This window comes from Enterobacter sp. C3_dUdeg (assembly GCF_057536195.1).
On sequence record NZ_BAAKFX010000002.1, the window covers coordinates 127,181 to 148,008 of the forward strand.

At 57.4% G+C, this 20,828-nt stretch carries 17 protein-coding genes; 12 read left to right on the top strand and 5 right to left on the bottom strand.

All coding sequences use genetic code 11. The features are described 5' to 3' along the window. Nucleotides 1-63: 63 nt before the first annotated feature. Genes entF through fes form a run of 3 tightly spaced genes read right to left on the bottom strand, consistent with a single transcriptional unit; the run spans nt 64 to nt 5,340 of the window. The gene (gene entF / locus AC27FC_RS08130; RefSeq protein WP_196354710.1) at nt 64-3,921 is read right to left on the bottom strand and encodes an enterobactin non-ribosomal peptide synthetase EntF; all 3,858 of its coding nucleotides are present in this window, start codon (nt 3,919-3,921) and stop codon (nt 64-66) included. Then, nucleotides 3,918-4,130, bottom strand: coding sequence for an MbtH family protein (locus AC27FC_RS08135; protein ID WP_087822160.1), 213 nt, complete (start codon nt 4,128-4,130; stop codon nt 3,918-3,920). The genes entF and AC27FC_RS08135 overlap by 4 nt, the downstream gene beginning before the upstream one ends. 10 nt (nt 4,131-4,140) lie before the next feature. After that, nucleotides 4,141-5,340 carry an enterochelin esterase gene (gene fes, locus AC27FC_RS08140; RefSeq protein ID WP_196354711.1) on the bottom strand — a complete coding sequence of 400 codons (1,200 nt, stop codon included), beginning with the start codon at nt 5,338-5,340 and terminating at the stop codon, nt 4,141-4,143. Nucleotides 5,341-5,486: 146 nt separating this feature from the next. On the opposite strand from fes, the gene AC27FC_RS08145 reads away from it, so the two are divergent. The 5 genes from AC27FC_RS08145 (at nt 5,487) to AC27FC_RS08165 (ending at nt 10,031) form a co-directional block, all read left to right on the top strand. Continuing rightward, nucleotides 5,487-7,727, top strand: coding sequence for a TonB-dependent siderophore receptor (locus AC27FC_RS08145; RefSeq protein ID WP_487159949.1), 2,241 nt, complete (start codon nt 5,487-5,489; stop codon nt 7,725-7,727). Between the two features lie 81 nt (nt 7,728-7,808). After that, nucleotides 7,809-8,459: an enterobactin synthase subunit EntD gene (gene entD / locus AC27FC_RS08150; protein ID WP_196354712.1), complete on the top strand. Its 651-nt coding sequence runs from the start codon at nt 7,809-7,811 to the stop codon at nt 8,457-8,459. Nucleotides 8,460-8,617: 158 nt separating this feature from the next. Further along, complete coding sequence (locus tag AC27FC_RS08155; protein WP_232959890.1) at nt 8,618-9,178, top strand: type IV secretion protein Rhs; 561 nt, start codon at nt 8,618-8,620, stop codon at nt 9,176-9,178. Further along, the gene (locus tag AC27FC_RS08160) at nt 9,175-9,531 is read left to right on the top strand and encodes a putative T6SS immunity periplasmic lipoprotein (protein ID WP_196354714.1); all 357 of its coding nucleotides are present in this window, start codon (nt 9,175-9,177) and stop codon (nt 9,529-9,531) included. The genes AC27FC_RS08155 and AC27FC_RS08160 overlap by 4 nt, the downstream gene beginning before the upstream one ends. After that, nucleotides 9,531-10,031, top strand: coding sequence for an Hcp family type VI secretion system effector (locus tag AC27FC_RS08165; RefSeq protein ID WP_196354715.1), 501 nt, complete (start codon nt 9,531-9,533; stop codon nt 10,029-10,031). Before AC27FC_RS08160 ends, AC27FC_RS08165 begins: the two co-directional genes overlap by 1 nt. Before the next feature lie 92 nt (nt 10,032-10,123). Here the strand turns inward: AC27FC_RS08165 and AC27FC_RS08170 are convergent, their stop codons facing one another. Both AC27FC_RS08170 and betT read right to left on the bottom strand, forming a co-directional pair. Further along, nucleotides 10,124-10,573, bottom strand: coding sequence for a SymE family type I addiction module toxin (locus AC27FC_RS08170; RefSeq protein ID WP_196354716.1), 450 nt, complete (start codon nt 10,571-10,573; stop codon nt 10,124-10,126). Nucleotides 10,574-11,474: 901 nt separating this feature from the next. Then, on the bottom strand, nt 11,475-13,508 hold the full coding sequence (gene betT / locus AC27FC_RS08175) for a choline BCCT transporter BetT (RefSeq protein WP_029741651.1): 2,034 nt from the start codon (nt 13,506-13,508) through the stop codon (nt 11,475-11,477). Nucleotides 13,509-13,636: 128 nt separating this feature from the next. On the opposite strand from betT, the gene betI reads away from it, so the two are divergent. From betI to AC27FC_RS08210, 7 genes are all read left to right on the top strand, one after another. After that, nucleotides 13,637-14,224, top strand: a complete 588-nt coding sequence (betI, locus tag AC27FC_RS08180) for a transcriptional regulator BetI (protein ID WP_032662864.1) — start codon at nt 13,637-13,639, stop codon at nt 14,222-14,224. Nucleotides 14,225-14,237: 13 nt separating this feature from the next. Beyond that, on the top strand, nt 14,238-15,710 hold the full coding sequence (gene betB / locus AC27FC_RS08185; protein ID WP_487159952.1) for a betaine-aldehyde dehydrogenase: 1,473 nt from the start codon (nt 14,238-14,240) through the stop codon (nt 15,708-15,710). Between the two features lie 13 nt (nt 15,711-15,723). Then, nucleotides 15,724-17,388 (top strand): choline dehydrogenase, encoded by a 1,665-nt coding sequence (gene betA / locus AC27FC_RS08190; protein ID WP_196354717.1) that lies wholly within the window; start codon nt 15,724-15,726, stop codon nt 17,386-17,388. Nucleotides 17,389-17,980: 592 nt separating this feature from the next. After that, nucleotides 17,981-18,544 (top strand): fasciclin domain-containing protein, encoded by a 564-nt coding sequence (locus tag AC27FC_RS08195; protein WP_196354811.1) that lies wholly within the window; start codon nt 17,981-17,983, stop codon nt 18,542-18,544. A gap of 43 nt (nt 18,545-18,587) precedes the next feature. Further along, nucleotides 18,588-19,142 carry an RNA polymerase sigma factor gene (locus AC27FC_RS08200; protein ID WP_048979585.1) on the top strand — a complete coding sequence of 185 codons (555 nt, stop codon included), beginning with the start codon at nt 18,588-18,590 and terminating at the stop codon, nt 19,140-19,142. Next, the gene (locus AC27FC_RS08205) at nt 19,139-19,786 is read left to right on the top strand and encodes an anti-sigma factor (protein WP_196354718.1); all 648 of its coding nucleotides are present in this window, start codon (nt 19,139-19,141) and stop codon (nt 19,784-19,786) included. Before AC27FC_RS08200 ends, AC27FC_RS08205 begins: the two co-directional genes overlap by 4 nt. A 275-nt stretch (nt 19,787-20,061) precedes the next feature. Next, a complete protein-coding gene (locus AC27FC_RS08210; protein WP_033144879.1) occupies nt 20,062-20,802 on the top strand; it encodes an SDR family oxidoreductase in 741 nt (246 codons plus the stop codon). Nucleotides 20,803-20,828 lie beyond the last annotated feature (26 nt).

Sequence of the window (20,828 nt, forward strand, 5' to 3'; positions counted from 1 at the left end):
CCCTCTCCCACAGGGAGAGGGAGCACCCCCTCCCCTCGCCCTGTGGGAGAGGCGCTTTTGACGTTACCCCAATATCTCCCTCAACACCGGCCCTATCTTCTCAAACGCCTGCGGTGAAATGATATCCACGTGGGCGCAGTCCTGGCTGTACACCTCAAGCTCCGCCACCCACGGCGCCCAGGCGACCTGCGGATCCATCGTTCGCGTGCGCTCGGCGACAAACAGCGTCGCTTTGCCGTCAAAGCGCGCGCTGCGCGCCGTGGTGAGCAGCCGCACCGCGTCGGCGTAGTTGCCCTCGATAGCGTTAAACAGCTCGCTGGAGCCCTGACCCTGCTGGGCGGCAATAAACGCCTGACGCTCGCGCTCGATTTCCGCCAGCACCTCGGGGTCGAGGCCGTTGGCCTCTTTCTCCGACCAGTTCTGGGTTTCCGGCGGCCAGGTGTCCAGCAGGCCGAGGAAGGCCACCGCTTCACCCTGCTCGCGCAGACGGGCGGCAATACCCTGCGCCAGCGTGCCGCCGAGGGAATAGCCGAACAGGTAATACGGCCCCTGCGGCTGCTGTTTACGCAGCGTAGCCAGGTGATGCTCAATCACCCCATCCAGATCCGCACGCTGCTGCATTGGACCGTCCGGACGCGGCGACTGAATGCCGACGATGGACCAGCGCGGGCTGAGGTAGCGTGCCAGGACGCTAAACTGCCAGGCAAAGCCGGACGCCGGGTGGAAACAGAACAGCGTCGGGCCGTCGCTTTCGCGCAGCGGAAGAAGGGTTTCATACCCCAGTCGCTGCGCCTGCTCGTCGCTCATCTGCGAGTCCAGCAGCGCGCTGAGCTTGCTCACCGTCGAGGCGACCATTATCTGCCCCGGCGTGACCCTGCGGCCAAACGTGCGGCTGAGCTGTGCCGCCAGGCGCATCGCCAGCAGCGAGTGTCCGCCGAGGGCAAAGAAATCGGCGTCGATATCGTTCACCTCGCAGCCCAGCAGGACAGAAAACGCCTGCGCGACGGCGATTTCGGATTCGTTTTCCGGCACGCGTCCGGAGGTTTTACTCGTCAGCTCCGGCAGCGGCAGCGCCTTGCGATCCAGCTTGCCGTTCGCGCTGAGCGGCAGCGCGCTGATTTGCAGCAGCACCACCGGCACCATGTGCGGCGGCAGCTGTGCTTTTAGTGCTTCCATCAGCGCGTCGCGATCCAGCGGTAAGCCGGATTCGGAAACCACATACCCCACCAGCTGGCGGGCATCGCCGCCGGTGGCTGCCGCCTGGTTGAACACGCAGGCGTGCGCCACGGCCTGGGCCACGTCCGGCAGCGACAGCATCGCCCGGTCGATTTCGCCCAGCTCGATGCGCTGTCCGCGGATTTTTAACTGGTCATCGCTGCGGCCGAGATATTCCACCGCGCCGTTGTCCAGCCAGCGGGCAACGTCGCCGGTACGGTACATCCGCTCGCCCGGGGCGAACGGGTCGGCAATAAAGCGGCTGGCGGTGAGCTCCGGACGGCCCAGATACCCCTGCGCCAGCTGAATCCCGGTGAGATAAAGGTCCCCCGCCACGCCAAACGGCACCGGGCGCATCATCGCATCCAGAATGCGCAGCCCCGTGTTCCACACCGGGAAGCCGATCGGCACGCTGTTGCCTTGCACCGCCGCCAGCTCGGGGCCAAACGCCGGATACCAGCTGACGTCAACCGCCGCTTCGGTTGGGCCATACAGGTTGTGCAGCGGCGCACGGGTGAGCTGCTCCCACTCGCGGCACAGCCCGGTCGGCAGCGCTTCGCCGCTGCAGAACACCTGCTTAAGCGTTCTGCAGCAGTCGACGTTTTCCGGCGTCAGCGAGGCGACAAACGCCGCCAGCATCGACGGCACGAAGTGGGTAGTAGTCACGCCGTACTGCGCGAAGAAGCTCTGCATCGCCTGCGGATCGCGGTGCGCGTCCGGCTCGGCCATCACCAGCTTCGCCCCGGCGATAAACGGCCACCAGAACTCCCACACCGACACGTCAAAGCTGCACGGCGTTTTCTGCGCCACCACGTCCGTCGCGTCCAGCGGGTAGTGGTCCTGCATCCACTTCAGGCGGTTAACGATGGCGGTATGGCCAACCATCACCCCTTTCGGACGCCCCGTCGAACCGGAGGTAAAGATGATGTACGCCGTCTGCTCCGGCTTCGCCAGTCGCAGCGGTTTTACATCCGCAGCCGGTAAAAGGGTGTTGTAACTAAAGGCAGTAATCGGCAGATCGCTAAAGCGCGGAAGCTGCTCGTCGGTGGTAATGAGCAGGGATGGCTTCGCGTCTTCCAGCATCATCCGCAGGCGGTCGTCCGGGTAGCCGGTGTCGAGCGGCAGCCACGCGGCGCCGGCCTCGACGATGCCGTGCAGCGCCAGCGTCAGGAACACCGAGCGCGGCAGGGCCACCGCCACGCTGTCGCCCGGCTTCACGCCGCGCGCGCGCAGCAGGTTTGCCAGCGCCACCACCTGCTCGCGCATCTGGCGGTAGCTGAGCTCAATATGCGCGTCCGCCAGCGCGGGGGCGTCCGGCGTTTTGCTCGCCTGCTCCGCCACCAGATCCGCCAGCGTGGTGGCCGGCAGCGCCAGCCCGGTATCGTTGATGCGCGCAAGCCTCTGGTATTCCTGCTCTGAAACGGTTTCCACTTCGCCGCAGCGCAGGTCCGGGTTGGCCGCAAACTGCATCAGCATCGCGTTCAGGCGCGCGACGTGACGGGAAAGCGTCGCCTCATCGTAACGCTGCTTACTGGCGAGGATCTCAATACTCAATCCGCCCTGTTCGTCCGGGAACAGCGCCAGCTCAAGGTCGTTCACCGGGCCTGTGGCCAGCGTGTGGGTGATGGCCTCCACGCCGTCGATATCCAGCTGATAATCAAACACCTTCACGTTCAGCACCGGGCCAAACAGGGCTTCTTCGCCTGCGGCACGCCCGCTGTCGCGCACGATCTGCTCGGCGTCGTAGCGCTGGTGGCGGCGCATTTTTTTCAGCTGGTTGGCCAGGCGTAGCGCCAGCTCCGGCAGGCTCTCCTGCGGGTTGATATTCACCGCCAGCGGCAGGACGTTGAGCACCGGCCCGGTCGCGGTCAGCGCGGCGGAGCCCATGCGTCGCATAAAGATAAACCCGGCGGCGTAGTCCAGCCTTCCGGTCAGGCGGCCCAGCCACAGCGCCACCAGCGCAATAGCCAGATCGGTACGCTGCGCCTGCCCTGCCGCCTGCGCAAGCTGGCTAAAGGCGCGACCGTCGGCGGCGATTTTGAGGCGCAGAATATCGGTAGTGGCGGCGCGTCCCGGCAGCGGCGCGGAAGAGAGCGAGACCGGAGAAGGAAGCTGCCTGCGCTGCTCCGCCCAGAAGGCGCCGTCGCGCTGATACGCCTCGCTGTCGCGATAGCGCTGATACTCTTCCACCACTTCGGCAAATGGCGTAAACGGGGAGTCAGGAGTCGATTCATCCTTTTTCCACGCGGCGTAAATCGCGGCGATCTGGCTGGTAATGGCCGGGAAGCTGAAGCCATCCACCACCAGATGGTGATAGCGCTGATACCAGTACCAGTGGCTTTCACCCACCTGAATCAGCTGGTGAAACGCCAGCGGCTGACCGCTGTCGACGCGCAGGTTTTGATTGAGATCGGCCTCCATCAGCGCCACGGCATCTTCGTGAGAGGCAACGCGAACGATGGACGGCTCCGGCAGAATGAGGGTGTCATCTACCCACTGCCACACCTCGCCGTTATCCTCGGCAAAACGCATTCGCAGGGTATCGGCCTCCATCATGCCCTCAGCGATGGCTTTTGCCAGCAATGGCGCGTCGATATCGCCTTTCAGTTCGGTGTAGTGCGCCACGCTCCAGGCGTTTGGCAGGGAGGACAGCTGCTCCGCCATCCAGATACCCGGCTGGGCGGCGACGAGGGGAAGACGGTTCATGGGTTCCCCCCCGCAAAATGAGACGGTTCAAGCGTGCGCCAGTGCCCGGCCAGCCACTGCTGGCACGCCTCCTGAGACTGCGCTTCGCACACCACGCGCCACCCCGCCGGCAGTTCGCACTGCTGCGGCCACAGGCTGTACTGCCCACGGTCGTTTTGCAAAATGGCGAACTGTCCCTGCGGATTATCGAAAGGATTGCTGAATTCCATACAGACTCCGTTATTGAATGAGCGGCTGCCAGAGGGTCATCAGCCCCTGCGTCAGCCCACCGCGCCAGCAAAGCGCATCGTGTCCGCCGTCAACCTGACGCCAGGTAACCTGCTGCTGCGCGTGTAGTTCGGCGTAAATAGCCTGATTGGCATTGAAAATCAGCGGCTCGTTGCGCCCGGCCTCGAGGACGATACGCAGCCCGCTCGCGGTCAGCTCACCGGCTCTGAGCTGTTCGATGAGGCGCCCTTCCTGCTGCCCACCGCGGTGCGGCCACCAGTACGAGCCGGACTGGCTCAGCACGCAGCCAAACCGCTGCGGCCAGCTGAGGCCAGCATAAAGCGAAGAGAGTCCGCCAAAGCTCTGGCCCGCCACCACGGTACGGTCGGCGCGGTCGCTAAATGGCGCAATATTATTTACAAGAGGGAGAAGTTCTTCCTGTACCGCCAGCCAGAAATCGGGGTTACAGGGCAATTCGCGGTTGCGGTGTTCCATGTCGATCGCATCGATTAATACGTAGACCGCAGGGGGCAGTTGGCGCCCGGTGGTGAGCGACGTCAGCGCAGGCCAGACGGGCATGCTTTCGGCCCAGAACTGCCCGTCGAGCAGCACCGCCAGCGGGCGCTCGGGGCCGTCGTCCCCGGGGGTAAAAATCCACACGCGGCGACGGTTGTTGAGACGCTCGCTGTTCCACTCAATGCAGACCGGCGGCTGATACGGCGTATCGGGACGGTCCCAGCCGGGCTGAACCGGCGCGTCCGGCATCTCCAGCGCCGAAACGGCATGACCGCGCCCGCCGCGCCAGCTCTGCCGATTCAGCGGGTCGGAAACCGCGTGCGGCAGCAGCTTGCGCCAGCCTTCGCGCAGCGCCATGCGGCCCGGCAGTTCGCCTTCAAACACGGTATCGGCAAAATCGTTTTCATTTACAGAAGGGATAAAACAGTAGCTCCCGCGCCACTCGGGGCTGAATTCGCCCTGCCACTGCCAGACGTCGGTATCAGGAATGCGCTCGAGGGACTGCGGGCGGGCATTTTGATGGTGATCGGTCACGCCGGTAACGTAGAGCCAGACGCGTTTGACCAATGAGGTTTTCTGCGTTCCTGCCGGATCCCGCCACCAGAAGGTGACGCGACACTTCTCCTTCTGACGTTCCCATTCAGGTCCGTTTTTCGACTGCCACCACGCTTCACTTCCGGTTGTTAACGTCGTCACCCTTATAACCCCATGTTTCACAGTCTTTTTTGTTTCAGAGCAAATTTTATTGATAATATTATTGATAACTATTTGCATTTGCAATAGCGTAATGCCCGCGCTGTGGGAAGCGCGCTCATTAAATAATCATAAAAGCGGGACGTACAATGAATAAGAAGATTCACTCTCTGGCCTTGCTGGTCAATTTAGGGATTTATGGTGTCGCGTTGCCCGCCATGGCAGACGACAACACCGCCTCTGCGCAGCACGAAGATACGATGGTGATCACCGCCGCCGAGCAGAATTTACAGGCGCCGGGCGTGTCGACCATCACCGCCGACGAGATCCGCAAAAACCCGCCCGCGCGCGACGTGGCGGAAATCATCCGCACCATGCCGGGCGTTAACCTGACCGGGAACTCCACCAGCGGCCAGCGCGGCAACAACCGTCAGATTGACATTCGCGGCATGGGTCCGGAAAACACCCTGATCCTGATCGACGGCAAGCCGGTCACCAGCCGCAACTCTATTCGTCTGGGCTGGCGCGGCGAGCGCGACACCCGCGGCGATACCGGCTGGGTGCCGCCGGAGATGATCGAGCGCATTGAAGTGATCCGCGGTCCGGCCGCCGCGCGCTACGGCAACGGCGCGGCAGGCGGCGTGGTGAACATCATCACCAAAAAATTCGACGACCAGTGGCACGGATCCTGGAACACCTACCTGAACGCGCCAGAACATAAGGACGAAGGTTCCACCAGGCGCACCAACTTCAGCCTGAGCGGCCCCCTGGGCGGCGACTTCAGCTTCCGCATGTTCGGTAACCTCGATAAAACCCAGGCCGACGCGTGGGACATCAACCAGGGTCATCAGTCCGATCGTACCGGTGCCTACGCCAACACCCTGCCGGCTGGCCGCGAGGGCGTGGAAAACAAAGACATCAACGGCGTGGTGCGCTGGGACTTCGCGCCCATGCAGTCACTGGAGTTCGAAGCGGGCTACAGCCGCCAGAACAACCTCTACGCGGGCGACACGCAGAACACGAACAACGACAGCGCGCAGGTGAAGAAGAATTACGGCAAAGAGACTAACCGTATCTACCGCCAGAACTTCGCGGTGACCTGGAACGGCGGCTGGGATAACGGCATCACAACCAGCAGCTGGGCGCAGTACGAACACACCCGCAACTCCCGCCTGGGCGAAGGTCTGGCGGGCGGGACGGAAGGGTTATTCAACAGCAATAAATTCACCGACACCGACCTGGCCGACGTGATGCTGCACAGCGAGATCAACCTGCCGATTGATTTCCTCGTCAACCAGAACCTGACGTTGGGCACCGAGTGGAACCAGCAGCGCATGAAGGACTCCACCTCCTTTACGCAAACCCTGCAGGGCGGCACCGTTCCGGGCATGAGCAACGACCGCAGCCCGTACACCTCGGCGGAGATTTTCTCCCTGTTCGCCGAAAACAACATGGAGCTGACCGACAGCACCATGCTAACCCCTGCCCTGCGCTTCGATCACCACACTATCGTCGGCAACAACTGGAGCCCGTCCCTGAACCTGTCGCAAGGTCTGGGCGATGACTTCACGCTGAAGATGGGGATCGCGCGCGCCTATAAAGCGCCGAGCCTGTACCAGACCAACCCGAACTACCTGCTCTACAGCAAAGGCCAGGGCTGCTACGCCAGCTCGGACGGCGTGGGCTGCTACATGATGGGCAACGACGACCTGAAAGCGGAAACCAGCATCAACAAAGAGATTGGTCTGGAGTGGAAACGTGACGGCTGGCTGGCGGGCGTGACCTGGTTCCGCAACGACTATCGCGACAAGATTGAAGCGGGCTATGCGCCGATCGGTCACACCTCTTCCGGCAAAGTGCAGACGGATATCTACCAGTGGGAAAACGTTCCGAAAGCGGTCGTCGAAGGGCTGGAAGGCTCCCTGAACGTGCCGGTCAGCGACACAATCAACTGGACCAACAACATCACCTGGATGCTGCAGAGCAAGAACAAGGAGACCGGTGACCGTCTGTCGATCATTCCGGAGTACACGCTGAACTCGACCCTGAGCTGGCAGGTTCATCAGGACGTGTCGCTCCAGTCGACCTTTACCTGGTACGGCAAGCAGCAGCCGAAGAAGTACAACTACAAAGGTCAGCCGGTGACCGGGTCTGAGAAAGACGAAATCAGTCCGTACAGCATCGTTGGCCTGAGCGCGACCTGGGACATGACCAAAAACGTCAGCCTGACCGGCGGCGTGGATAACGTCTTCGACAAACGCCAGTGGCGCGCGGGTAATGCCCAGACCACGGGCAACGCCACCACCGGTGCGTATATGTACGGTGCGGGAGCGTATACGTATAATGAGCCGGGTCGCACCTGGTACATGAGCGTGAATACGCGTTTCTGATTCAGGCAGTAACTCCCCCCTCTCCCCGTGGGAGAGGGCCGGGGTGAGGGCATCAGGCCGCACAATTCTGAAGGGAAAAACATGCACACAACCCACACCACGTTCATTATTGCCGGCCACACCGTCCACAACGTCACCTTCGACCCCACCACCTTCACCGACGCCGACCTTCTCTGGCTCCCCCACTACGCTGAGCTTTTAAACGCCGGACGCAAACGCAAAGCCGAGCATCTTGCAGGCCGCATCGCCGCCGCGCATGCGCTCGGCGCGATAAATGAACGCGCGACCCCCGGCATCGGCCCCAGCGGCGAACCGCTCTGGCCGGAAGGAGTTTCGGGGAGCATTACCCACAGCGGCGCGCAGGCGATGGCGGTTGTCGTCCGTCATCAAGATGCGCTCGTAGGTATTGATTGCGAAGCCATTCTTCCAGACCACGAAGCCCGCGAAATCCAGGACGGCATCGTTGATGCGCAGGAAGCGATGTACCTGACGCACTCGGGCTACCCTTTTGCGCTGGCGCTGACGCTGGCTTTTAGCGCCAAGGAGAGTCTGTTTAAGGCGCTCTTTCCACAGGTGAAAACTTATATAGGTTTTGACTGCGCTCGTATTATGACACTCGATGAAAGAACACTTACGCTGGCCCTGACCCGCCCACAGGCTGAGTTTAAAGAAAATACGCTATTTACAGTTCACTGGTTACTTGATGGTAATCAAGTCATCACTTTGCTGTAACGCGCGTCAGGCATCGAAAATCTTTATTCAGCCACTCTTTCACTTCTTTTATTTCTCGCAATGCAAAAAACACTTTTTAGGAATATATCAATCTTCTTTTCCATTTCTGCAGGAGTAGGATAAAAACCCAATAACGATAAAATTTAAATGGATTTATAATGCCGGTAAATGAACGCATTATTCCCACCTCAGGAACCCCGATTAACCCAGGCGGTATCCGACAACTCACCATCGGTGAGATAGCCCTCGCGAAGACGCTTTACGGTTACAGTATCCATTATCATCTGGTGTGGGTGCACAGGGAAGGTTATCTTCCTTTTAATCTCCAGCCTGTCGATATAGCGATGAGTCCCAATGGTGAAATGTGGTACAGAGAGGAAACGTATTCACCAGATTTTTCGTTAGAGAAAAGCCTCCGAAAAAAGCATCGATTCATGCATGAAATGATGCACGTCTGGCAGACACAAAAAGGAATGTTTGTCAGAACCAGGGGATTATTTTCTGGCATTGCTGATTATTCATACAGCTTAGATAAAGCAGATCTAATGCATTATGGTTTAGAGCAACAGGCATCAATAGTAAGTGACTATTGGTTATTGAAATTCCATGGATTAACAAACAATGAGCATTTGTTTGAATATCGTGATTTTAACCGGAATGAGACTATTTATTACCTTCTTCAGAAATACCAAGCGATTTTGAGAGGTTTTCCTGGATGAAAAAAATAATTACCTTGCTTAGTTTATGCATTTTACTGACGGGCTGTCCAGGAGGCAAACGTGCGCCACATCCCAGAGCCACGTACATCAATGGAGATTATCTTTGTTTTAGCGTAAATAAAAAAGACAAACTTAATTACTATACAATTTACTCTAGTGAAGGTAGCGATATAACTATCGTGATGGGCTCCGGAAGAGAACATTTGAATCTTAACTACCCTGATAATTGCATAGATATCAATTGGAAATATGGATATACCTACATAATTAACTATGGACTGAATGGTGAAGATTATGAACATGAGTTTTTTATCGATAACGACGGGCAACTAACTAATCTGGGAGGATTATAATGTCACTACCCGCTTACCTTTTTCTCTACGATGAGCACGGAATGTTCATACAGGGCGACTGTATGATGCCAGGTCGAGAAGGTGCTATAGAAATCATGAACAGCAGTTACGGCATAAAACAAGCCGTCGATAGCCATACCGGAAATATGACCGGAACAAGACAGCATGGTCCGGTTACTCTGCATAAGCAATTAGATAAAGTGAGTCCTTATCTTGCCGTTGTCGCTTGCGAAGGAAGACGCCTGCAAAAAGCAATTATCAAATATTATGAAATTGTTGAAGCGGGAGCGGAAACAGAGATCTACACCATCACACTTGATAGCGTGGTAATCTCATCTCTGGATTTCACGCATGTATACTATCCGGGCAGCTCTGCGCCTAACATGCATGAAGTTGTAGGCCTGCGATTCCGTGGTATTCAATGGAACTATGTGAAAGGAAATATCAGATATGACGATGCATGGATAAAACCTGCGCAGAAAGAAAAAACCAGCACATAACTATCCTGATTCATCTCATTAATAAACATTAATGTATGTGGCTGCGCAGAAATGCGATCCTGGCATTCCCAGGATCGCCGTGATATTTACCGCTACCCTTTTCCACTTTCGTTCACTGGCAAATCCCCCGTATCAATTAACGCTCCCGGAAACGTCTCCAGCCACTTCATCAGCTTCAGCTTATTTGTATACGTTGCGTTGACGCCTTCCAGACAACCCCACAGCTCACGGGAATTTTGCGGCGTAATCACAATACAATCCGGCATCACGCGGATCTTCACGGCTATTCCTGCTTTAAACCCTGCGCGGGTTAACCACGCGCCGGTTAACGGCAGATAGTTGCGCTCCATCCGAGTATAAAGTTCCACACAGGCGGAACCCGCCTCTCCTCTTTCATGAAGATACGCAGAGTGAACCGGCTCGTCATGCAACGCCCGGATGCGTTTTTTGCGTAGCTTCTCGCGATTTTCTTGCTGAATCTCTAGATCTGCATTTTCTGTTTGGGCAATAGCCCGCTCTGGCATAGAATTCTTCGCAGCCATAATCAACTCCCTTTTAGTTGTTTGTGGTTAGCGGTATGGAGGTGGTCGCACACCTTTGTACCGCGATTCCTTTTTGTTGCCTTTTTACATATCTTTCCAGATCTCAGTGCTGGGTTAATTTCGGCCATTATACTTCCATGTATAAATACACAGGGAATTAAAATAAGGGGAATTTGATAAATGCGAGGTAACTCGAGGAATAATAATCTTGAGGTGAAAATCTTTTTAAATATTATGTAAATAAATTAGTCAATACAATACCATTCATGAATGATATAGTTAGATGCGTTAAGAGGGCAAAAATCGCCCTCTTGCGTTAGACTAACGATACTTTTGAGAGAAATTAGACTTAACAACACGACTTATGTAGCTATTGAGTCCATGACCAGCATGAGCTAATTGCTGCATCTTTGCCACTACAGCGAGCCCGGGCTTGCTGGTATCGTAAACATATTTCCATCCATCTCTGAAGTGAACAGTGATTGAATCGTTAGTTGTTTCATAAAAAACGACTCCAGAATCGCCACCCTTGTTTGCATAAACTGGCAATTTGTTACCCTCATTTAATTGCAGTGAAATTTACTGCCAGTCAGTTATATGCTTTATGCTAATGATATTTATTGTAGTTGATCGCACTTTCTGTTTTTTAATGCTTTAAGCAAGAAGCGTTCATTAATTATTCAAAAAGCCCCTTCCGGATAACCATTTAAAAACTCCAATTAATTGTGAGATTTCCCACAAAAAAAACAAATTCATTCCCAGAAAAATGAGTTATGCCATCAATATAAATTATTGATATAAATACACCAATACAAACTCTTCACACATTTTCAAAAATAACGGGGCCAAAGTTTAAACACTCAGCCCCCGCTACCTAACCTTTATGATGCTCATCTAGACATCAAACATCCGGGAACATCACGCTATTTCCCGGCGCTTCCCTGTGCAGATGGATAAAGTTCAGGTGCCGTTCATACTGGTCCAGAATGTCCGTAATCACCTGCTCCTTGCTGTAGTCCATCAAATCATTCCCCTGGCTCCCTTCCAGCAGGAAGGTTTCCAGCCGGTAGTAGGTCGATTTCCCGCTGCGCGCCCGGTAGGTAAACCCGGGTACCGAATACTGCTGCGGCCAGATCTGATAAACAAAGTTCTGCTCGTCGCCCATGTGCACCAGCAGATCCAGGTGCCCCAGGGTCTCGCCCTCCTCCGGCGGCAGGTTTTTCAGCTCCACGTACGCACCGCGCAGCTTCAGCTCCTGCGCGACCTCTTCCATCGCCGGGAAGCAGACCGTCTCCATCATCTGTTTGGTGTAGCGCGTGCCCGGGTAGTTCATCAGGCGCGAGAGACGTTTCTTCCAGCTCAGCCTGTCCTGCGCGCCCATCGGACGCGGCGCGGTGTCGCGGCTGGCGCTGACGCGGCGGTAGTCTTCCACCTTGAGCGATTTATACAGCCCGGCCATCACGAAGAAGATGACGAAGCTGAACGGCAGGCCCATGATCACCGTGGTGTTCTGCAACGCCGAAATGCCGTTGGTCATCAGCATGCCGAGCGTCAGCAGGCCGATGGCGACGGACCAGAAGATGCGCAGCCAGTTCGGCGCGTCGCTGTTGATATCTTTGAGCTTCGAGGTGAAGTTGCCCAGCACCAGCGCGCCGGAATCCGCCGAGGTGACGTAAAACAGCAGGCCGGTGATGGTCGCCACGGAGGCGCTAAAGGTGAACGCCGGGTACTGCGCCAGCAGGCTGTAGAAGCCGCGCTCCGGGTGCGCCATCGCTTCCTGCGCGAAGGTCGCATTGCCGTGGATGATCTCGTGCAGTGCGCTGTTGCCGAAGATAGACAGCCACAGCAGGGTAAAGGTGAACGGGATAATCAGCGTGCCCATCACGAACTGGCGGATGGTGCGGCCACGCGAAATACGCGCCAGGAACAGGCCGACAAACGGCGACCACGCCACCCACCACGCCCAGAAGAACAGCGTCCAATTGTTCATCCACTCCACCGGACGGTCAAAGGCGAAGCTGTTCAGCGTCATGCCCATAAAGCGATTCACGTAGTCGCCCACATTGAGCACTAGGGCATTGAGCAGGAACGAGGTATCGCCCATAAACAGCACGAACAGGATCAGGCCCAGCGCAAGCGCCACGTTCAGCTCGGAGAGCACGCGGATGCCTTTATCGACGCCCGACGTCACCGAAATGGTGGCGATAATGACGGAGAGCGCGATCAGCGCCGCTTTGGCCGCCATCGAATCCGGGATATCAAACAGCACGCTCAGCCCGTAGTTGAGCTGCACCACGCCAATCCCGAGCGTCGTCGCAATACCAAAGATGGTGCCGATCACCGCCGCGATATCGACGCTGTGGCCAATCGGCCCGTTAATCTTTTTACCGAAGATCGGGTACAGCGCGGAGCGGATGGTGAGAGGCAAATTATAACGATAGCTAAAGTATCCGAGCGCCATGCCCATCAGTGCGTACATCGACCAGCCCGTCAGGCCGTAGTGGAACAGCGTCCAGACCATCGCCTGGCGCGCAGCCTCCATCGTCTGCCCCGCCCCTTCCGGCGGCTGCATATACTGCGTGACCGGTTCGGCCACGGAGAAGAACATCAGGTCAATGCCGATGCCGGCGGCAAACAGCATCGCGGCCCAGCTCAGCAGGCTGAATTCGGGCTTGGACTGCTCAGGCCCGAGCTTCACGGAACCAAAGCGCGAGCAGGCAATGCAGACCACGAAGACGATATAGAGCGTCGCGGCCAGCAGATAGTACCAGCCGAAGGTCTTCGACACCCAGTTCAGGGTGCGCCCAATCCACTCGGCAGAAAAATCACGAAAGAAGATGGTCGTCAGGGAAAACAACAAAATCAGCCCGGCGGACGTATAAAAAACGACCGGGTTGATTTTGTCTTTTTCTCTGTCTTGTGAAAGGTCTGTCATCCAGTATCCCCACTGTTTTTGTAACTATTAAAATCCAAATCCGCAACAATTAAGACACATTTTATATTGAACGTCCAATCAAAAACCGCTTTAATGTATTACCAACGCTGATGAATGGAGTGGCAAAAATGCCCAAAGTGGGGATGCAGCCGATCCGGCGCAGGCAGCTTATCGACGCCACGCTGGAAGCAATAAATGAAGTGGGAATGCATGACGCGACGATCGCGCAGATCGCCCGTCGGGCGGGCGTTTCCACGGGGATCATCAGTCACTACTTCAAAGACAAAAACGGTCTGCTGGAAGCGACCATGCGCGACATCACCGGCCAGCTGCGCGACGCGGTTTTGAGCCGCTTACGCGCCCTGCCGGACGGCAGCGCGGAGCAGCGCCTGCAGGCAATTGTCGGCGGCAATTTTGATGAAACCCAGACCAGCGGCGCGGCAATGAAGGCCTGGCTGGCCTTCTGGGCGAGCAGTATGCACCAGCCGATGCTCTACCGCCTGCAGCAGGTGAGCAGCCGTCGTTTATTGTCAAACCTGGTGTACGAGTTCCGCCGTGAGCTGCCGCGCGAACAGGCCGAAGAGGCGGGCTACGGCCTGGCGGCGCTGATCGACGGGCTGTGGCTACGCGCCGCGCTGAGCGGCAAGCCGCTGGATAAAACCCTGGCGCAATCGCTCACCAGCCACTTCATCAGCCAGCATTTACCGACCGAATAACCGAGGAGAATTTATGTCCCGAATGGCAGAACAGCAGCTTTATATCAATGGTGGTTATACCTCCGCCACCAGCGGTCGCACCTTCGAGACCATCAACCCGGCCAACGGTGAAGTTCTGGCGAGCGTACAGGCCGCCGGACGCGAAGACGTCGATCGCGCCGTCGAAAGCGCAAAACGCGGGCAAAAAATCTGGGCGGCGATGACCGCCATGGAGCGCTCGCGCGTTCTGCGTCGCGCCGTCGATATCCTGCGCGAGCGCAACGATGAGCTGGCGAAGCTGGAAACCCTCGACACCGGTAAAGCGTATTCCGAAACCTCCACCGTCGATATCGTCACCGGCGCGGACGTGCTGGAGTACTACGCGGGGCTGATCCCGGCGCTGGAAGGCAGCCAGATCCCGCTGCGTGAGACCTCGTTCGTCTACACCCGCCGCGAGCCGCTGGGCGTAGTGGCGGGCATCGGCGCGTGGAACTACCCGATCCAGATCGCCCTGTGGAAATCCGCCCCGGCGCTGGCGGTGGGCAACGCGATGATCTTCAAGCCTAGCGAGGTGACGCCGCTCACCGCCCTGAAGCTCGCAGAAATCTACACCGAAGCGGGCCTGCCGGACGGCGTGTTTAACGTCCTGCCGGGCGTGGGCGCGGAGACCGGCCAGTACCTGACCGAGCATCCGGGCATCGCGAAAGTCTCCTTCACCGGCGGCGTTGCCAGCGGCAAAAAGGTGATGGCCAACTCGGCGGCCTCGTCCCTGAAAGAGGTGACGATGGAGCTGGGCGGTAAATCTCCGCTGATCGTTTTCGACGACGCCGATCTGGATCTCGCGGCAGACATCGCCATGATGGCGAACTTCTTCAGCTCCGGCCAGGTGTGCACCAACGGCACCCGCGTGTTCGTACCCGCGAAATTCAAGGCCGCGTTTGAGCAGAAAATCGTTGAGCGCGTGGGCCGCATCCGCGCGGGCGATCTCTTCGATGAACGCACCAACTTCGGCCCGATGGTCAGCTTCCCGCACCGCGACAGCGTGCTGCGCTACATCGCCAAAGGCAAAGAGGAAGGTGCGCGCGTGCTGTGCGGCGGCGACGTGCTGAAGGGCGAAGGCTTCGACAACGGCGCGTGGGTCGCCCCGACCGTCTTCACCGACTGCACCGACGAGATGACCATCGTGCGCGAAGAGATCTTCGGCCCGGTGATGTCCATCCTCACCTATGAAAGCGAAGAAGAAGCCATTCGCCGCGCCAACGACACCGACTACGGCCTGGCGGCGGGCATCGTCACTGCCGACCTGAACCGCGCGCACGGCGCCATTCATCAGCTCGAAGCGGGCATCTGCTGGATCAACACCTGGGGTGAATCCGCCGCAGAGATGCCGGTCGGCGGCTATAAACACTCCGGCATTGGCCGCGAGAACGGCGTGATGACGCTGCAGAGCTACACCCAGGTGAAGTCCATCCAGGTTGAGATGGGTAAATTCCAGTCCATATTTTAACCGGGAGGTTTATTTGCAATTTGACTACATCATTATCGGGGCCGGCTCTGCCGGCAACGTACTGGCAACGCGACTGACTGAAGATCCGAATACCACCGTTCTGCTGCTTGAGGCGGGCGGGCCGGATTACCGCTTTGACTTCCGCACCCAAATGCCCGCCGCGCTGGCGTTCCCGCTGCAGGGCAAGCGCTACAACTGGGCGTATGAAACCGAGCCAGAGCCGTACATGAACAACCGCCGCATGGAGTGCGGGCGCGGCAAAGGGCTGGGCGGCTCGTCGCTGATCAACGGCATGTGCTACATCCGCGGTAACGCGATGGACCTCGACAACTGGGCGAAAGAATCTGGCCTTGAGCACTGGAGCTACCTCAACTGCCTGCCCTACTACCGCAAGGCGGAGACGCGCGACGTGGGGCCGAACGACTACCACGGCGGCGACGGTCCGGTGAGCGTCACCACCTCGAAGCCGGGCGTGAACCCGCTGTTTGAGGCAATGGTGGAAGCCGGCGTGCAGGCGGGCTACCCGCGCACAGACGATCTCAACGGCTATCAGCAGGAAGGCTTCGGCCCGATGGACCGCACGGTCACGCCGCAGGGTCGACGCGCCAGCACCGCGCGCGGCTATCTTGACCAGGCCAAAAAGCGCCCGAACCTGACCATCCGCACCCACGCCATGACCGATCGCATTATCTTTGACGGAAAACGCGCGGTAGGCGTCGAGTGGCTGGAAGGCGAAAGCACTATCCCAACCAGAGCGACGGCGAACAAAGAGGTGCTGCTGTGCGCGGGGGCCATTGCCTCCCCGCAGATCCTCCAGCGCTCCGGCGTGGGCAACGCGGAGCTGCTGAAGCAGTTCGATATTCCGCTGGCACACGACCTGCCCGGCGTGGGCGAAAACCTGCAGGATCACCTGGAGATGTACCTCCAGTACGAATGCAAAGAGCCGGTCTCCCTTTACCCTGCCCTGCAGTGGTGGAACCAGCCGAAGATTGGCGCCGAGTGGCTGTTTGGCGGCACCGGCGTGGGCGCGAGCAACCATTTCGAAGCGGGCGGTTTTATCCGCAGCCGTGAAGAGTTCGAATGGCCAAACATTCAGTACCACTTCCTGCCGGTAGCGATTAACTATAACGGTTCGAACGCGGTAAAAGAGCACGGCTTCCAGTGCCACGTCGGCTCCATGCGCTCCCCGAGCCGCGGCCACGTGCGCATCAAGTCGCGCGATCCGCACCAGCATCCGGCGATTCTGTTCAACTATATGTCACACGAGCAGGACTGGCAGGAGTTCCGCGACGCAATCCGCATCACCCGCGAGATCATGCACCAGCCCGCGCTGGACAAATATCGCGGCCGCGAAATCAGCCCGGGCGTCGAATGCCAGACCGACGAGCAGCTCGACGAGTTCGTGCGTAACCACGCTGAAACCGCCTTCCACCCGTGCGGCACCTGCAAGATGGGTTACGACGAGATGGCGGTGGTCGACGGCGAAGGCCGCGTTCACGGACTGGAAGGGCTGCGCGTGGTGGATGCGTCGATCATGCCGCAGATCATCACCGGCAACCTGAACGCCACCACTATTATGATTGGCGAGAAGATTGCCGACGCCATCCGCGGGCGCGAGCCGCTGGCGAAGAGCACGGCGGCGTATTATGTGGCGAACGGGGCGCCGGTTCGACGCTAAAAATATTTCTCCTTACACTGGCCCTCTCCCCATAGGCTGAGGGATCCCCAGTAATTTTTAAGCAGCAGCAATAACGTTGTTTAAGAACGACTTAAGCCTTTCAGCGATGCCCTGGTCCGGCTGTAAATCGCTGAGGCGTTTGCCTTCCGGCCGGGGCGAGGCGCATGGATGCGCCGAGAGGGCGGGCTTTACAGGGACGTTACCTCCGCCCGTTCCCGATAAGCCGGAAGGAATAAGCCGAAGGGACCGCGAAGCGGCGATTTACCGCCGGGAGCCCGGGTCGCCAGGGTGGTGGCGACTGAGCCACCCTGGCACGTTCACCAGTCATGTTGTTACAGAGTAGCAAGGAACATAAAGTGAACGGAATGACCACTACAGCCTTATGTTCCCCTCACCCTAACCCTCTCCCCGAAGGGGAGAGGGGACTGTTCCGTGCTGGCATTACTTTGTGGTGCCCCCTCAGCCCATAGGGGAGAGGGGATTAACCTACCCCGCCCAAAATTTATTTTCATTTGCCTGCATCCAGTTTCCCCCCTGCCCTCGTATGTGAGTATGTGAGCAACGCCTTTGCTCCTTAATCCGAGGATAAATGATGAAAAAGCTACTCAGTGTTGCATTCGTATCCAGCGCTTTACTCTTCTGTGCAGGCGCATCAGCGGCCATGACGTCTGGCTCCGTGATGGTGGGCGGAGCGGAAATGTTCCCGAGCAAAAACATTGTTGAAAACGCCGTGAACTCTAAAGATCACACCACGCTGGTGGCGGCGGTTAAAGCGGCCGGGCTGGTGGATACGCTGCAGAGCAAAGGGCCATTCACCGTCTTTGCGCCCACCGATGCGGCGTTTGCGAAATTGCCTGCGGGTACGGTCGACAATATGGTGAAGCCGGAAAATAAAGCTCTGCTCACCAGTATTCTGACCTATCACGTGGTCGCCGGTAATTACGATATGAAAGCGCTGGAGCAGAAAATTAAACAGGGCGGCGGCCACGCGGAGCTGAAAACCGTTAACGGTCAACCGCTGTGGATCATGAGTAACGGCCCGCACAATATTCAGCTCAAGGATGGTAAAGGCAACGTGGCGAATATCAGCACCTACGACGTCCATCAGAAAAATGGCGTGATCGATGTGATCGATACCGTCCTGATGCCTAAGTAGTTGTCTATACTTCGGAAGTGTGACGTTGCCTTCCGGGAAAAACATGGATAACGCGCTGGCTGAACAGCAGTTGAAATTAATGCAGGCGGTCGCAAACGGCGATCGCCGCGCATTTGAACAGCTTTACCGACTCACATCGCCTCACCTGTTTGCCGTCGCGCTGCGCATGCTACGCCATCGCGCCTGGGCAGAAGAAATCCTTCACGACTGTTTTGTCACCGTCTGGAGTAAAGCCGACACCTATAACGCCGCCCTGAGCTCTCCGATGACCTGGCTTACGCATATTGTTCGCAACCGCTGCATTGACTGGCTGCGCAGCGGGCAAACCCGGGCTGCCGCCCGCGAGGAGTCGTATTCCGAAGAGAGTCTGCTGAGCGAAAACGATGAGCAAAACAACTGGTACGACGACGCGCAGGCAGCACGGCTCAGGCATTGTCTGGATCATCTGAGTCAGGAACAGCGCCAGAGCATTACGCTCGCCTACTATCAGGGCATGTCCCACAGCGACATTGCCGACTGGCTCCAGCAGCCCGTGGGCTCGGTAAAAAGCTGGATCCGCCGCGCGATGGATCATCTTCGGGAGTGCGTGGGCCTATGAATGACAGCGAAAAACGCGATGACATGCTGGCTGCAGAATATGCCCTCGGCACCCTGCGCGGAGGGGCGCGGCTTCAGTTCCAGAAGAGGCTTGCCGCTGAGCCCGGTCTGGCTGCCCGCGTGGCGTACTGGCAGGAAATGTTCAGCACGCTCGACAGTCATCTCGCGCCCGTTCACCCACCCGAGACGGTGTGGAAGAGAATCGCCCTCGATCTGCCACCGAAAAAGCCTTTGCGCCAAAGCCGGCCCTATCTCGGCTGGATGGTCGCGGCCGGCCTCGCCGCCGTTACCGTCGTGACCTGGTATTCCACCCGCACGCCGGAACTCGCACCGCTGATGGTGCTCAACGATGCCCAACAGCACGGGCAATGGATCGTCAGTGCGGACAGCCGCCGCCAGTATCTGAGCATCACCCCTCTCAGACCGAACGCTGTCGCGGCGCAAAACAGCCTGCAGCTTTGGCTTATTCCTGCCGGGAAGGCCCCGATATCCCTTGGGCTGCTGCAAAGTGATATACCGACTGATGTTGCCCTCAGGAACAACACCCTTACCCCTGACGCGATGATAGCCATAAGCCTTGAACCTAAAGGGGGATCACCCACCGGTCAACCCACCGGCCCCGTGCTGTACAGTGGCAAGATTTAATCCTCCGGCCTTGTTCGCAGGGCCGCGGGGGTCACCAAATTTTATTCTGTTCATATGATTGTTACATATAAGAATTAAATATTAAGCTTGCAATTAATTTAATTATTAAAAAACGTCATTGACATTTTCTTCCGCACTCCATTAAGTTTTAAGCGAGCATTATTTCATTCCAGATACAGAATATATCAAAAAACGAGCGTTTAAGAATTTTTCATAATTCTTAAACCGCTCCCTTATTTTTATTTATTTTAATCACACAACAGTGAGATAAGATCATGAATAATAGTGCAAACAAAGTTGTTGTTATCACCGGTGCCAGCAGCGGTATTGGTGAGGCCATTGCCCTTCATCTGGCAAATAAACCGTTTTCACTGGTGCTGGTTGCCCGTCGTCTGGAGAGAATTAACGCCCTGGTGGATCGCATTATTCAGCAGGGCGGCCAGGCGATTGCCGTGAAGGCGGACGTGACCCGACAGGAGGAGGTTCAGCGCGCGATTGACGCTGCCGTTGCCGCATACCAGCGCGTCGACGTGCTGATCAACAACGCGGGCTTTATGGCGATTGCCCCCCTCAGCGAGCTGAAAACCGACGAGTGGGACCGGATGATCGATACCAATATCAAAGGCGTGCTGTACGGTATCGCAGCGGCATTTCCGGTATTCCAGCGCCAGGGGAGCGGACACTTTATTAACGTGGCCTCCGTGGCGGGTATCAAGGTCCTTGCCCCCGGCGGCGTGGTGTACAGCGCCACGAAATTCGCCGTCCGCGCCCTGAGTGAAGGCTTACGTCAGGAAGCGGGGAAAACCGTTCGGACGACCCTTATTTCCCCCGGCGCCGTTGAAAGCGAGCTGCAGTTTGGCAGCTCTGATGCCCCGAGCAAACAGTTCCTGCATGAATTTTATAAGCAGGCTATTCCGGCAGAGTCGATTGCCAGAGCCGTATTATTTGCTATCGAACAGCCTGGCGACGTTGATGTAAATGAAATAATTGTCCGTCCTACGCAGGAAGAATTTTAGCATGAGTTAAATAACGCTGAACGAGG

Coding starts and splice junctions, on each gene's coding strand:
- entF (WP_196354710.1), bottom strand. CDS start 3,921: ATGAACCGTCTTCCCCTCGTCGCCGCCCAGCCGGGTATCTGGATGGCG.
- AC27FC_RS08135 (WP_087822160.1), bottom strand. CDS start 4,130: ATGGAATTCAGCAATCCTTTCGATAATCCGCAGGGACAGTTCGCCATT.
- AC27FC_RS08145 (WP_487159949.1), top strand. CDS start 5,487: ATGAATAAGAAGATTCACTCTCTGGCCTTGCTGGTCAATTTAGGGATT.
- entD (WP_196354712.1), top strand. CDS start 7,809: ATGCACACAACCCACACCACGTTCATTATTGCCGGCCACACCGTCCAC.
- AC27FC_RS08155 (WP_232959890.1), top strand. CDS start 8,618: ATGCCGGTAAATGAACGCATTATTCCCACCTCAGGAACCCCGATTAAC.
- AC27FC_RS08160 (WP_196354714.1), top strand. CDS start 9,175: ATGAAAAAAATAATTACCTTGCTTAGTTTATGCATTTTACTGACGGGC.
- AC27FC_RS08165 (WP_196354715.1), top strand. CDS start 9,531: ATGTCACTACCCGCTTACCTTTTTCTCTACGATGAGCACGGAATGTTC.
- AC27FC_RS08170 (WP_196354716.1), bottom strand. CDS start 10,573: ATGGCTGCGAAGAATTCTATGCCAGAGCGGGCTATTGCCCAAACAGAA.
- betT (WP_029741651.1), bottom strand. CDS start 13,508: ATGACAGACCTTTCACAAGACAGAGAAAAAGACAAAATCAACCCGGTC.
- betI (WP_032662864.1), top strand. CDS start 13,637: ATGCCCAAAGTGGGGATGCAGCCGATCCGGCGCAGGCAGCTTATCGAC.
- betB (WP_487159952.1), top strand. CDS start 14,238: ATGTCCCGAATGGCAGAACAGCAGCTTTATATCAATGGTGGTTATACC.
- AC27FC_RS08195 (WP_196354811.1), top strand. CDS start 17,981: ATGAAAAAGCTACTCAGTGTTGCATTCGTATCCAGCGCTTTACTCTTC.
- AC27FC_RS08200 (WP_048979585.1), top strand. CDS start 18,588: ATGGATAACGCGCTGGCTGAACAGCAGTTGAAATTAATGCAGGCGGTC.
- AC27FC_RS08205 (WP_196354718.1), top strand. CDS start 19,139: ATGAATGACAGCGAAAAACGCGATGACATGCTGGCTGCAGAATATGCC.
- AC27FC_RS08210 (WP_033144879.1), top strand. CDS start 20,062: ATGAATAATAGTGCAAACAAAGTTGTTGTTATCACCGGTGCCAGCAGC.